Annotated in this window: 12 protein-coding genes; 3 read left to right on the top strand and 9 right to left on the bottom strand. The window is 66.8% G+C overall.

What is annotated here, in order from left to right:
- The first annotated feature begins 7 nt into the window (after window positions 1-7).
- Window positions 8-1,342, top strand: coding sequence for an N-succinylarginine dihydrolase (gene astB, locus ACOZBP_RS00515; protein ID WP_422675458.1), 1,335 nt, complete (start codon window positions 8-10; stop codon window positions 1,340-1,342).
- A 212-nt stretch (window positions 1,343-1,554) separates the two neighbouring features.
- Here the strand turns inward: astB and phhA are convergent, their stop codons facing one another.
- Together phhA and hspQ are read right to left on the bottom strand one after the other, a co-directional pair.
- Window positions 1,555-2,430, bottom strand: a complete 876-nt coding sequence (gene phhA / locus ACOZBP_RS00510) for a phenylalanine 4-monooxygenase (protein WP_422674508.1) — start codon at window positions 2,428-2,430, stop codon at window positions 1,555-1,557.
- A 72-nt stretch (window positions 2,431-2,502) separates the two neighbouring features.
- Window positions 2,503-2,817 carry a heat shock protein HspQ gene (gene hspQ / locus ACOZBP_RS00505; protein WP_422674507.1) on the bottom strand — a complete coding sequence of 105 codons (315 nt, stop codon included), beginning with the start codon at window positions 2,815-2,817 and terminating at the stop codon, window positions 2,503-2,505.
- Between the two features lie 145 nt (window positions 2,818-2,962).
- Between hspQ and ACOZBP_RS00500 the strand changes: the two genes are divergently transcribed.
- Window positions 2,963-4,090 carry a Ppx/GppA phosphatase family protein gene (locus tag ACOZBP_RS00500; protein WP_422674506.1) on the top strand — a complete coding sequence of 376 codons (1,128 nt, stop codon included), beginning with the start codon at window positions 2,963-2,965 and terminating at the stop codon, window positions 4,088-4,090.
- Here ACOZBP_RS00500 and ACOZBP_RS00495 read toward each other — a convergent pair.
- The 6 genes from ACOZBP_RS00495 to gyrA form a co-directional block, all read right to left on the bottom strand.
- Entirely contained in the window at window positions 4,063-4,944 is an 882-nt protein-coding gene (locus ACOZBP_RS00495; RefSeq protein ID WP_422674505.1) for a peptidylprolyl isomerase, read from the bottom strand. The genes ACOZBP_RS00500 and ACOZBP_RS00495 overlap by 28 nt on opposite strands.
- A gap of 26 nt (window positions 4,945-4,970) precedes the next feature.
- The gene (locus ACOZBP_RS00490; protein ID WP_422674504.1) at window positions 4,971-5,822 is read right to left on the bottom strand and encodes a peptidylprolyl isomerase; all 852 of its coding nucleotides are present in this window, start codon (window positions 5,820-5,822) and stop codon (window positions 4,971-4,973) included.
- Window positions 5,823-5,830: 8 nt separating this feature from the next.
- On the bottom strand, window positions 5,831-6,313 hold the full coding sequence (gene coaD / locus ACOZBP_RS00485) for a pantetheine-phosphate adenylyltransferase (RefSeq protein WP_422674503.1): 483 nt from the start codon (window positions 6,311-6,313) through the stop codon (window positions 5,831-5,833).
- Between the two features lie 52 nt (window positions 6,314-6,365).
- Entirely contained in the window at window positions 6,366-7,160 is a 795-nt protein-coding gene (locus tag ACOZBP_RS00480) for an aminotransferase class IV (RefSeq protein ID WP_422674502.1), read from the bottom strand.
- Entirely contained in the window at window positions 7,157-7,939 is a 783-nt protein-coding gene (locus tag ACOZBP_RS00475) for a hypothetical protein (RefSeq protein WP_422674501.1), read from the bottom strand. The genes ACOZBP_RS00480 and ACOZBP_RS00475 overlap by 4 nt, the downstream gene beginning before the upstream one ends.
- A 63-nt stretch (window positions 7,940-8,002) precedes the next feature.
- Window positions 8,003-10,783, bottom strand: coding sequence for a DNA gyrase subunit A (gyrA, locus tag ACOZBP_RS00470; protein WP_422674500.1), 2,781 nt, complete (start codon window positions 10,781-10,783; stop codon window positions 8,003-8,005).
- Window positions 10,784-10,905: 122 nt separating this feature from the next.
- Between gyrA and ACOZBP_RS00465 the strand changes: the two genes are divergently transcribed.
- Window positions 10,906-11,529 (top strand): superoxide dismutase family protein, encoded by a 624-nt coding sequence (locus ACOZBP_RS00465; protein ID WP_422674499.1) that lies wholly within the window; start codon window positions 10,906-10,908, stop codon window positions 11,527-11,529.
- A 9-nt stretch (window positions 11,530-11,538) separates the two neighbouring features.
- On the opposite strand, the gene ACOZBP_RS00460 is transcribed toward ACOZBP_RS00465, so the two are convergent.
- Entirely contained in the window at window positions 11,539-12,441 is a 903-nt protein-coding gene (locus ACOZBP_RS00460; protein ID WP_422674498.1) for a DMT family transporter, read from the bottom strand.
- Window positions 12,442-12,550 lie beyond the last annotated feature (109 nt).

Genomic DNA, 12,550 nt, shown 5'->3' with positions numbered 1-12,550 from the left:
GAGCACCATGACCCACGCCATCGAAGCCAACGCCGACGGCCTGATCGGGCCGACCCACTCCTATGCGGGCCTGTCCCCGGGCAACCTCGCCTCCAGCCTGAACAAGGGCGAGGCGTCGAACCCGCGCGCGGCGGTGCTTCAGGGCCTCGACAAGATGAAGCGGCTGGCCGACCTGGGCCTGCCCCAGTTCGTCCTGCCGCCGCATGAGCGGCCCAACATCCCCGTCCTGCGCTCGCTCGGCTTCTCGGGCTCCGACAAGACCGTGCTGGCCAAGGCCTGGCGCGACGCCCCGGCCTTCGCCGCCGCCGCCTGTTCGGCCTCGCCCATGTGGGCCGCCAACGCCGCGACGGTGACGCCCAGCGCCGACGCCGCCGACGGCCGGGTCCACTTCACCCCCGCCAACCTGCACACCAACCTGCACCGCTCGCTGGAGCATCAGCAGACCAAGCGGGCGCTGGACGCCCTCTTCCCTGACCGGGCCCGGTTCGCCGTCCATGACGCCCTGCCCGCCGTCGCCCATCTGGCCGACGAGGGCGCCGCCAACCACGTCCGCCTGTGCGCCGAACACGGCGGTCGCGGCGTCAATCTGCTGGTCTGGGGCCGCGAAGCCTTCACGCCCTGGGACGGCCGCTTCCCCGCCCGCCAGACGCGCGAGGCCTCCGAGGCCATCGTCCGCCGCCACGAAGCCGGCCGCCCGGTCCTGGCCCAGCAGTCGCGCGCGGCCATCGACGGCGGCACCTTCCATAACGACGTGGTCTGCGTCGGCGCCCTGGACACCCTCTTCTTCCACGAGCTGGCGTTTGAGGACACGGACGCGACCAAGGCCGCCCTCCGCCGCGCCGCCGACGGCCTGTTCGAGCCGCAGTTCGTCGAGGTCTCCGCCGCCGACCTGCCTCTGGCTGACGCCATCAGCTCCTATCTGTTCAACTCCATGCTGATCCAGATTCCAGGCGAGGACCGCCTGACCCTGATCTGCCCGACCGAGACGCGCGACAACGCCCGCAGCCATGCGGTCGCCGAACGGATCGCCGCGTCCAACGGTCCCATCGGCCGCGTCGAATATGTCGATGTGCGCCAATCAATGCGCAACGGCGGCGGCCCCGCCTGTCTGCGCCTGCGCGTCGTCCTGACCGACGATGAACTGGCCGCGACCAATCCCGCCATGCGGATGACGGATGACCTGCACGCCCGCCTCTCGGCCTGGGCGACCCGCTGGTATCGCGAGACCCTGACCGCCCAAGACCTGGCCGACCCCGACCTGCTGGACGAGACGCGCGGCGCGCTGGACGAGTTGACCGGGATATTAGCGCTGGGCGCGGACTTCTACCCGTTCCAGCGATGACGGAACTCTCCTCCCCCGCTTCGCAGGGGAGGATCGCGAAGCCATCATAACTCGACGCCGCAATCCCTTAAAAACGTGGGATTTGAGCACGTCCGGCACGCTTTTCTGCGCCGTCTCTTCACCACGCGTCATAATCCCCTCCCGGTCAGCGCCACGGAGGGGATTTCAGACGATTCAGACGAATTGGACTCTGTTTTTTTGCGACCCAGCCGTCAGGCCGCGAACCGCCCGCCCTTGGCCGCATAGGCCTGCGTCCCGCGCGTAAACACCTGATCGCTCGGCAACACGGTTTCGATCGGCAGGTCCTCGGCCCCCTTCAACCGCTCGTACAGCGGGCCGAAGTCCTGCAGCGTCACCGCCTTCAGATCCTCGATGCTGTCGATGACGAAATAGACCTGCTGGAAGTCATCGATCCGGTAGAGGGTCTTCATCACCCGCTCCAGATCAAAGCCCAGCCGGTTGGGCGAGCCGTCCTCCAGGCTGAACACGCTCTCGGTCGCCGAAGAGACGATGCCCGCGCCATAGATGCGAAGGCCGTCGCCCTCCTTCATCAGGCCGAACTCGACCGTGTACCAGTAGAGCCGCGCCAGCTTGTCCAGCATCCCCAGCGACGCCGCCCGCTGCCCGCCCTTGCCATAGGCCTCCATATAGGCGGCGAAATCGGGGTCGGTCAGCATCGGCACATGGCCGAAGACGTCGTGGAAGATGTCGGGTTCCTGCAGGTAATCCAACTGATCCGGCTTCCTGATGAACTGGCCCGAGACGAAGCGGCGATTGGCCAGATGGTCGAAGAAGACGTCCTCAGGGACCAGTCCCGGCACGCAGACCACGGTCCAGCCGGTCAGGGCCTGTAGCTTGGGGTTCATCACCTCGAAATCGGGGATGCCCCCGGTGTTCAGGTCCAGCGCGTCCAGTCCGCGGAGGAAGGAGTCGCAGGCGCGGCCGGGCAGAATCTTCATCTGCCGGGCGTAGAGCGTGTTCCAGGTCTCGTGCTCGACGTCGGTGTAGGCCGCCCAGTTCTGCGGAATGGTCCAGTCGGCGGCGGCGCCTTCAGGCGGGGCTTCAAAGACGTGTTCGAAATCGGACATGGGAACGCTCCTCTCGGCTCTGACGGCCGTTGCGGGCAGATTAGCGCGCCGGCCCGTCGTCGTCACGCACGTCTATTGCAGCGTTTGCGAACGCGGCGCGTGACGGCCCTGGGCGTCGATGGTGAACCACTGGCGCTCGTCGTCTGGCGACAAGGGTTCGATCTCCGGCGTCGCCACCAGGGCGTCCTCGGCGGCATAGGCCAGAAGTCCGCCGTCGCTGTCGGCGATCAGGATGCGATAGAAGGGCTGATCAGCACTGACCATGCCCGTCTCTGCGGCCGGGCCTGCGTATTGAGCATCCACATCCATGACCAGGCCATGGAAGGCATGGTCGCGATGGCGGACGATCTGTCCGAGGCCGAACCGGGCTTTGTGAACCTGGGTCATGATACAGTTGATACGCCCGCTCGCCTGAAGCAGATGCATCAGCGCCGTTCATCTATGCGACAGAATGTCTTGGCTTGATCAGGCTGACCGGTCTAACCTGATCGGGACGGGCGCCGTTTCGGACCGCCCACATGAAAGCTCGGCCATGCCGGAGACCCCTGGCGCGCCCGCACGGCGCGACGCGAGGTCCCTGCCCACGAAGTCCCGCGATTCAGGGGCTTCCGGTCGCGATGCGCCCCTCTATGGCGCGCTCGACCTGGGGACCAATAATTGCCGCCTGCTGATCGCGCGCCCTTCGCGCGACGGGTTCCGGGTGGTCGACAGCTTCAGCCGCATCGTCCGGCTGGGCGAAGGCCTGTCGCGCACCGGTCGTCTGGATGATCGCGCCATGGACCGGGCCTATGACGCCCTGGCCCTGTGCGCCGAGCGCGTGGCCCGCAAGGGTTTGGACGCCAGCCGCCTGACGGCTGTCGCCACCCAGGCCTGCCGCGCCGCCGACAATGGCGAGGCCTTCATCGAACGGGTTCGTCGCGGCACTGGTCTGAAGCTGAAGATTATCGACCCGGCCGAAGAAGCCAGCCTGTCGGTCGCAGGCTGCCTGAATCTGTTCGACCCCAGGGCCGAGGCGGTGCTGGTCATCGATGTCGGCGGCGGCTCGACCGAACTGTCCTGGCTGATGCGCAGCGCGCGGGGCTTTGAGAGCAAGGGCTGGATGTCGGCGCCCTTGGGCGTGGTCACCCTGGCCGAACGCCACCCCGAACCTGAAGGCGACACCGAAGCCTGGTATGAAGCCATGGTCGCCGATGTGGGCGAGCATCTGGCCGCGGGCGGCCCCAATGATGATAAGGTTCGCGGCCTGTTTGAAAGCGGGCGCGTGCACATGGTCGGCACCTCGGGCGCCATCACCAGCCTGGCCGGCATCCATCTGGGCCTGCGCCGTTACCAGCGTGATCTGGTGGACGGCCTCTGGATGACACGTGGCGACTGCGAAGCGGCGGCGGCGCGGCTCAAGTCTCTGGGACCAGTTGGTCGGGCGGCTGAAAGCTGCATCGGCCCTGACCGCGCCGATCTGGTGCTGGCCGGCGCCGCGATTCTCGAAGCGGTGCAGCGGGCCTGGCCCTGCGAGCGCGTGCGCGTCGCCGACCGGGGCCTGCGCGAGGGTCTGCTGCTGCAAAGAATGAGCGAAGACCGCCAGAAACCTCGTCGACGCCGCCGTCGCGGTCGCAACAACGGCCAGGCGGCCAATCAGGCGGCCGGCGCTCCCGCCACCTGAACCGGCAGGTCGATGTCGCAAACCGAAAAGTCGGCGCCCCTGGCCTGACGCGCGGCCTCGGCCAGGGCGCGGAACTGCGGCGAGGCCGTATCCAGCACCCGAGCCGCTGGGCGCTCGGCCTCGGGCAGATCAGAGGCCACACGCACCCGCGTCATGCGATCGGGGTCGGCGACGATGCCGTCCGGATTGGAGCTGAACTTCAAAGCCCGCACCACGTCGAGCCCGGACACGACCCGCCCCCAGATGGTGTAGCGCTTGTCCAGCGAGGGATAGGGCTGGCGCATCAGGAAGAACTGGCTGTTGGCGCTGTCGGGCGCATCATCCCGCGCCATGCCGGCCACACCGGGACAATACAGGCCCCAGGCGTGGACCTTCCTGTCCGCCGTCGTGGCCATGAAGGCGTCCGGCTGGGTCTGAACCGGCAGGGAATGCAGGATGCCCAGCACCGCGCCTGCAGGCGCGGCCACGGCTGTGAACGGCGTCTGGCCGTCGCGTCGGAAGGTGAACTCGGCCTTCAGGTCAGGATAGGGGCTCTGGCCCTCGCCGGTGCCCAGAGGGTCGCCGGTCTGGGCCATGAACTGATCTATCACCCGGTGCCAGAACTGGCCGTCGTAGAAGCCCCGCCCGGCCAGAAGACGGATGCGTTCGACATGGCCCGGCGCGACTTCGGGCGCCAGTTCAACCAGGATGCGCCCCTTGCTGGTGTCGATCACCAGCAGGTTCTCAGCGGGAACCGCACGCCAGTCAGAGGTTGGAACCGCCGCAGGCGCGACGACCGGCGCCGCCTCCTGCGCCCACGCCGATCCGGCCAGCATCAGGACGGACGCCGCCGCCAAACCCGTTGAAAAGCGCATTGTCGTCCCACCCCAATCGAAAAAAACTAGCCGCCGACGACCTCGACCACCGGCTGGACGTCGCAGATGCCGAACTGGGCGCCGCGCGCGGTGCGGGCGGCCTCCACGGCGGCGTTGAAGGCGGGCGAGCCAGGCAGGGCGACGCGCACGGTGGGGCGTTGGGCCTCGGGCAAGGCCGACGCCAGTTGCACCTTGGTCATGACATCCGCATCTGCGCCGACAGCGCCGTCCTTGGAATCGTCGCCGGCTTTAAGCGCCTTGACCACATCCAACCCCTGAACCACGCGACCGAAGGTCGTGTAGCCGCCGTTCAGGTTGTCGTTCTGGCCTGTCATCAGGAAGAACTGGCTGTTGGCGCTGTCAGGCGAACCGGCGCGGGCCATGCCCGCCACGCCGGGGCAGAACAGGCCGGCGGCCGTCGTCTTGAAGTCGGCGGTGACGAACATCTGGGCGTCAGGCTGGGTGGTGATCGGCAGGCTGCCCATGATCCCGCGCAGGCCGGGGCCGCTGTTCTCGACCGCGACGAAACCGCTGTCGCGTCCACGACGGAAGCTGAACTCGCCCTTCACATCCGGCAGTTCGCTGCCGCCCTCGCCTGTCCCCTGCGGATCGCCGGTCTGGGCCATGAAGTTCGGGATGACGCGGTGGAACTTCAGCCCGTCATAGAAGCCCTGATTGGTCAGGGTGCGGATACGTTCGATATGGTTCGGCGCGGCGCGCGGCTCCAGTTCGACCAGAACCCGTCCCTTCGACGTGTCGATCACCCACAGGTTGTCCGGCGAAACCGTGCGCCATTCCGAAGCTGTCTGAGCGACAGCGCCGCCCGCGATCATCGAGACCGCAGCCGCGGCCAAAAGCATCTTGAGGTTCATATCCATCCTGAAATCTAGCGCTGCACCTTGGCGCGCACCTGGGCGGCGACCGCCGGACTGACGAAGCTTTCGATCGCACCGTCCAGACGGGCGATCTCCTTGACCAGCCGCGAAGCGATGGCCTGATGGCGCGGATCGGCCATCAGGAACACGGTCTCTATGTCGCTGTTGAGGCGCTGGTTCATCGCCGTCATCTGGAACTCGTATTCGAAATCCGCGACCGCCCGCAGACCGCGCACGATGACGTTGGCGTCCACCTCTTCGGCGAAATGCATCAGCAGGCTGCTGAAGGGCCGCACTTCGATATCGAAGTTGAAGCGCGCAACCTCGGCCTTCAGCATCTCGACGCGCTCGGCGGTCGAGAACAGCGGCCCCTTGTCATCGTTCTGGGCCACGCCGATGACCAGCCGGTCCACCAGCTTGATCGCCCGCCCGATGATGTCCATGTGGCCGTTCGTGACCGGGTCGAAAGTCCCCGGGTACAGTCCGATGCGCATGGCCTTCGCCTCCCCGCGTTTCGCCCCGTTTAGCAGGTGCGAAATCAACGGCCTAGATGGCCTGACACGGGTTTGATCGCCAGGCCTCGATGAGGCGTGAAATCAGGGCTTCCGCCAGACCGAACTGATGGCCGTCGATCGCCGCTATGGCGCAGGCGGGCGTGGCGCTGTTGCAGATAAAGGCGCCGTCGAAAGACCCCAGATCAGACAGATGCACCGGGCGTGTCACGCTGCTCAGGCCGAGCTCCGCCATCCCGCGTTGCAGCAGGCCCTGGCCCGTCCCCGCCAGCATGGGCGCCTCGGGCCAGACCACCGCCTCGTCCTGCACGAAGCCGATATTCCAGATGGAGCCTTCGGAAATCCGCCCGTCGCCATCGACGAACAGGACGTCGTCAAAGCCAGCCTGCACCGCCTGACGCCGCGCGCGCACCAGTCCAAAGGTGCCGGCGTGCTTCAACTGGGGGACTTCGCGGGCATAGGTCTGGGCCTGAAGGCGCATCCCGCCCGGCAACGATGCAGGGGGATCAAACACCCCGACCATGACCTCGGGTCGGCCGACCCAGGACGGTTGGCGCATGGAAATCTGGGGCGCAAACAGACTGACCCTCAACCAGGCCTCTCTCCGTCCAGCCAGGGCCATTCGCATTTGATCGCGCAAACTGCGCTCGGGCACGGCGACGCCGAACAGCTCGACGGCTTCGGCTTCCAAACGCGCGAGATGCAGATCAAAGCCCCGCACCCCGCCACCCTCCACCCGAAACGAGGTGAAGGCTCCATAGTTGACCAGGGCCTGATGCTTCAGGTCTTCGACCGACGCCCGCTCGCCATTGATGAAGAGAGCGCTCACGCGTCAGCGGCGGTATGCGCAGGCAACGGGTCCGTCGCAGTCACGACCTTCGGCCGATAGCGTTTCAGTATCCAGAACACTATGGCGGGCAACGGCAACCACACCATCACTATCCACGGATCAAGCGCGCCCATCCCCTTCACCGCTGCGGCGCTGAGAAATGCAACATTGATAGGCTGAAACTGCCAGGTGCCATTGCTCCAGTTGAGTGCGATCTGGGCGACGCCGAAAAGGCTGACCGCCATCCAACCCCACCGCCTGCGCCAGGCGGCGACACCGGCCGTCGCCAGACAGATCAACGGTGCCAGAACAGCACCGGCCAGCACAGCGTAGTGAAGCGGCGTCTTGCCTTGCAGACTGAACCCGCTGACCGCCGCCACCTGTGCGGGCGTAACGACATTGAGGTGAATGCCATCCAGCAGCCAAGGACCGTCGCCTTGCCGTTTCATGAGCGCAGAAACCAGAACGCTTCGCTGAGGATACTCCAGCAGTTGGACCACCTCATAGGTCGACGCTCCGCCGGCTACGACGTTGGACCTCCACGACACAACCTTACTGCTGGCGGCCTCCCCAGCCACGGCAAAGCGGCCCAGGTCCGTGAGCGCCTGCGCCGTGATCTGGGGCCGCATCGTGGTTGTGCTCTGACCAGCAAGCGCCTCAACGTTGCCGTCGCGCACCCACTCGTAGGCTTCACGTCCCTGCTCCACACGCGCCGGATCGGCTTGCGGCAAGGCGCAAGCCGACAGCATCATGACAACGACGACCAGCAAAAAACGCATAGCGCCCCCTCCCCCAAATCCCATTCACACTGTGGACGAGGGGGTTCTAGGGGGTCAAGCTGATCAGCCCTCGCCGCCCTCTTCCGTCGGGGTCTCGTCCGCGCCGTCGTCGTCGCCGCCCGAGTCGGGCAGGCGTTCGACCGAGACGACCTTCTCGTCCTTGCCGGTGCGGAAGATGGTCACGCCCTGGCTGGAGCGACCGACGATGCGGACCTGGCTGACCGGGGTGCGGATCATCTGACCGCCGTCGGTGACCAGCATCAGATCGTCCGACTCCTCGACCGGGAAGGCCGCAGCCAGACGCGTGCCCGCGCGACCGCCCAGACCGTGGGCCGTCAGCCCCTGCCCGCCGCGACCGGTGCGGCGATACTCATAGGCCGAGGACCGCTTGCCGAAACCGGTCTCCGTGACCGTCAGGATGAACTGCTCGGCCGCGCCCAGTTCGGCGATGCGCTCAACCGCCAATGGTGCTTCTTGGGCGGCGTCGGCCACGTCCTCGTCGTCCGCCTCGACGGTCGCGATCTCTTCGTCCGCATCCGCGCCGGCTACGGCCTTGCGCATGGCGTTGGCGTGCTTGACGTAGGCGGCCCGTTCTTCCGGCGAGGCGTCCACGCGGCCCAGGACGGCCATGGAGATGACCTCGTCGTCGCCTTGCAGACGGATGCCGCGCACGCCGGTCGAATCCCTGCCCTTGAAGACGCGAACGTCGTCGGCCTTGAACCGGATGGCCCGGCCCAGCTTGGTCGTCAGCAGGATGTCGTCGTCGGCGTTGCAGATGGACACGCCGACCATGTGGTCGCCGTCTTCCAGCTTCATCGCGATCTTGCCCGCGCGGTTCACCGTGGCGAAGTCGCTGAGCTTGTTGCGCCGCACGTCGCCCGACTTGGTGGCGAACATGATGTCGTAGTTGTCCCACTCGGACTCGTTTTCCGGCAGCGGCAGCACGTTCATGATGCTGTCGCCCGGCTCGATCGGCAGCAGGTTGACGAAGGCCTTGCCGCGCGACTGCGGGTTGCCGAGCGGCAGACGCCAGGTCTTCAGCTTGTAGGCCTTGCCGTTGGTGGCGAAGAAGAGGACCGGGGTGTGGGTCGAGGCCGAGAAGACGCCGGTGATGGCGTCCTCGTCCTTCATCGTCATGCCTGACTTGCCCTTGCCGCCGCGGTGCTGGGTCCGATAGGCGTTCAGAGCGACACGCTTGACGTAGCCGCCGTGGGTGACGGTGACGACCATGTCCTCGCGGGGGATCAGGTCCTCGTCCTCCATCTCGGCGTCGCCTTCACCGATCAGGGTGCGACGCGGTACAGCGAACTGGGCCTTCACCACCAGCAGGTCTTCGCGGATGATGGCCAGGACATTCTTGCGGTCCGACAGGATGGTCAGGTGGCCCTGGATGGTGTCAGCCAGGCCGCGCGCCTCGCCGAAGATGTCATCGCGGCCCAGGCCGGTCAGACGCGACAGGGTCAGGGCCAGGATGGCCCGCGCCTGTTCGTCGGTCAGGTTCAGTTTGTCGCCGTCGATCAGCATTGACCGCGGGTCGGCGATCAGCTCGACCAGGGCGATCATGTCGCCAACCGGCCAGGACTTGGCCTGCAACCGCTCGCGCGCCTCCGCCGGATCGGCCGACGAACGGATGATGTGGATGACTTCGTCGATGTTGGCGACGGCCACGGCCAGACCGACCAGGACGTGGCCGCGGTCGCGGGCCTTGGCCAGCTCGAACTTGACCCGGCGAATGACCACTTCCTCACGGAATTCGAGGAAGAGCTCCAGCAGCTTGCGCAGGCCCATCTGCTCCGGCCGGCCGTGGTTCAGCGCCAGCATGTTGACGCCGAACGAGCTTTGCAGCGCCGTGTAGCGATAGAGCTGGTTCAGGATCACATCGCCCGAAGCGTCGCGCTTCAGCTCGATGACGATGCGCATGCCCTGACGGTCGGACTCGTCGCGAACGTCGGAAATGCCTTCCAGACGCTTCTCACGCACCATTTCGGCGATGCGTTCGATCAGGGTCTGCTTGTTTACCTGGAACGGCAGTTCGGTGATGACGATGGCGTCGCGATCCTTGCGAATCTCCTCGACCGAGGCGCGACCGCGCACGATGACCGAACCGCGTCCGTCGCGCAGCGCATTGCGCGGCGCGGTGCGGCCCATGATCTCGCCCCCCGTCGGGAAATCGGGACCGGGCACTATGTCCAGCAGGGCCTCGTCGCCCATGTCGGGGTTGTCCAACAGCGCCACGGCCGCGTCGACGACTTCACCCAGGTTGTGCGGCGGGATGTTAGTCGCCATGCCGACGGCGATGCCGCCCGCGCCGTTGACCAGCAGGTTCGGAATCCGCGCCGGCAGGACGACAGGCTCCAGTTCCTTCTCGTCGTAGTTCGGCTGGAAATCGACGGTGTCTTTCTCGATGTCGGTCAGCAAGGCCACCGCCGCCGGGGCCATCCTGGCCTCGGTGTAACGCATGGAGGCCGGCATATCGCCGTCGACCGAGCCGAAGTTGCCCTGACCGTCGACCAGCATCAGACCCATCGAGAAGGGCTGCGCCATCCGCACCAGGGCCATGTAGACCGAGGCGTCGCCGTGCGGGTGGAAGCGACCCAGCACGTCGCCGACGACGCGCGCGCACTTCGAATACGACCGCTCGGGCGTCATGTTCAGGTCGTGCATCGAATAGAGGATGCGGCGGTGAACAGGCTTCAGACCGTCGCGCGCGTCCGGCAGGGCGCGGCTGACGATGACGCTCATGGCGTAGTCGAGGTAGGAGCGTTTCAGCTCGTCCTCGATCGTGATGATGGAGATGTCGCCGGGCGCCGAAGGTGCGGCGTTGTCGTAGCTGTCGTCGGTCAAGGAAATCAGGCTTTAAATGGCCGGAATCGGAACGTGATCCGCTGTTCCGGTTTCTAGCATCAGGGGGCCGTCGTGGCAAAGAAACGCCGCTGATTTCCCCATGCCAAAAGGACAGGAAAACCATGCGCATCACCGTCGCCTCCCTCACCGCCGTCGCCTTCACTTCGCTGATGGCCGCGAACGCCTCTGCCCAGAGCGTCGACCATGCCGCCATGGGTCACGGCGCGTCGCATGGCCAGGCGACCGCGACGGACCACTCCGCCATGATCCCGCGCGCCACGCCGGGCCAGACGGGTCAGGCTGCGATCATCAACAGCCAGGGCGCCGAGATCGGCAAGGCCACCCTGACGCAGGGCGCCACGGGCCTGCTGATCAAGGTCGAGGCCACGGGCCTGACGCCCGGCTGGCACGGCATCCACGTCCACGCCACAGGCCAGTGCGCCGCCCCCTTCACCTCGGCGGGCGCCCACATCAACCACACTGATCCCAAGACGCCCCACGGCTTGCTGAACGCCCAAGGGCCGGACGACGGCGACCTGCCGAACCTCTACGCCGCCGCTGACGGCTCGGCGCACGGCGAATTCTTCACCACCAAGGCTCGCATCAGCCAGGACGGCCCCGGCCAGTGGCTGTGGGACGCGGACGGCTCGGCCCTGGTGATCCACGCCAACCCGGACGACCACAACAGCCAGCCCATCGGCGGCGCGGGCGACCGCGTGGCCTGCGCCGTCCTCAGCGCCAACTAGGTTCGGCGATCAGACCTTGGCGGGGGCGCCGGCGCGCAGGCCGCGCTCCCCCAGGGCGACCGTCACCACGCCGATCAGGGCGATGGCCACCCCGGTCAGGATCTGCGGCGTCAGCACGTCGCCCATCCACAGCCAGCCGATCAGGATGGACACCAGCGGCGAGCCCAGCAGATAGGGCGTGACCCGCCCCGCCTCGCGCCGCTGCACCAGCCAGAAGACCAGACTGGTCGCGAACACCGACGAAATCACGCCCGCCCAGACCACCGTGCCCCAGACGATGGGGGGCGCAATCTGCGCGGCTTCCCACTGCCCCGTTTCGAACAGCATCGACCCGAGGGTCAGGGCCGGGAAGGCCATCAGGGCAAGCAGCCCCTGCATCTTCAGCGGCGGGATGGAGGTGGTGCGCCGCGCGATCACCGTCGTCAGCGCCCAGGCCGAGGCCCCCGCCGCCCCCACCGCAATGGCCTTCCAGTCCTGCAAGGCGTGCGGGTCCAGCGTCATCCAGGCCACCCCGACAAAGGCGATGACCAGGCCGACCACGGCCATCCGGCTGATCCGCTCGCCTAGCAGCAGGAAGGCGAGCAGAGAGGTCAGCGGTATCCACAACTGGGTCGCCACCGTCACCGGGCTGACGTCGTGCGCCAGCCAGAAGGCCAGATAGATCAGGCCATAGTGGACCGGCCCGCCCACCACGGCGATGATCAGCAGGCTCTTCCAGTTCGGGAAAGGCGGCCGCACGAACCAGACCAGACAGGCGGCGGCGATGGCGAACCGCAGCGCTCCCACCATCAGCGGCGGCATGACCTCGGTGGCGATCTTGGCGGCGGCGTTGTTGACGCCCCAGATCAGCATCACCGCGATGATGGCGCCGATCTCGAGCAGGCTGAGCGGGGAATGACGTTGGCTGGACACACGCGACCTGATGCCACAGGCGACTGGGAAAGGCCCGTCACGTTCGATGACGGCTCTTTTCCAACGCGCCTGCCCTAGTCTTCGCCCGACAGGGTGCTATGCCCCGCCC

This window comes from Brevundimonas sp. NPDC058933 (assembly GCF_049315965.1).
Lineage (GTDB): Bacteria > Pseudomonadota > Alphaproteobacteria > Caulobacterales > Caulobacteraceae > Brevundimonas.
The sequence above is the reverse complement of the archived record's forward strand: the minus strand, read 5'-3'. Positions and strand labels throughout refer to the sequence as shown.

What these genes read in the sequence shown, in the direction of transcription:
- astB (WP_422675458.1), top strand. Translation starts at nt 8, where the DNA reads ATGACCCACGCCATCGAAGCCAACGCCGACGGCCTGATCGGGCCGACC.
- phhA (WP_422674508.1), bottom strand. Translation starts at nt 2,430, where the DNA reads ATGTCCGATTTCGAACACGTCTTTGAAGCCCCGCCTGAAGGCGCCGCC.
- hspQ (WP_422674507.1), bottom strand. Translation starts at nt 2,817, where the DNA reads ATGACCCAGGTTCACAAAGCCCGGTTCGGCCTCGGACAGATCGTCCGC.
- ACOZBP_RS00500 (WP_422674506.1), top strand. Translation starts at nt 2,963, where the DNA reads ATGCCGGAGACCCCTGGCGCGCCCGCACGGCGCGACGCGAGGTCCCTG.
- ACOZBP_RS00495 (WP_422674505.1), bottom strand. Translation starts at nt 4,944, where the DNA reads ATGCGCTTTTCAACGGGTTTGGCGGCGGCGTCCGTCCTGATGCTGGCC.
- ACOZBP_RS00490 (WP_422674504.1), bottom strand. Translation starts at nt 5,822, where the DNA reads ATGGATATGAACCTCAAGATGCTTTTGGCCGCGGCTGCGGTCTCGATG.
- coaD (WP_422674503.1), bottom strand. Translation starts at nt 6,313, where the DNA reads ATGCGCATCGGACTGTACCCGGGGACTTTCGACCCGGTCACGAACGGC.
- ACOZBP_RS00475 (WP_422674501.1), bottom strand. Translation starts at nt 7,939, where the DNA reads ATGCGTTTTTTGCTGGTCGTCGTTGTCATGATGCTGTCGGCTTGCGCC.
- ACOZBP_RS00465 (WP_422674499.1), top strand. Translation starts at nt 10,906, where the DNA reads ATGCGCATCACCGTCGCCTCCCTCACCGCCGTCGCCTTCACTTCGCTG.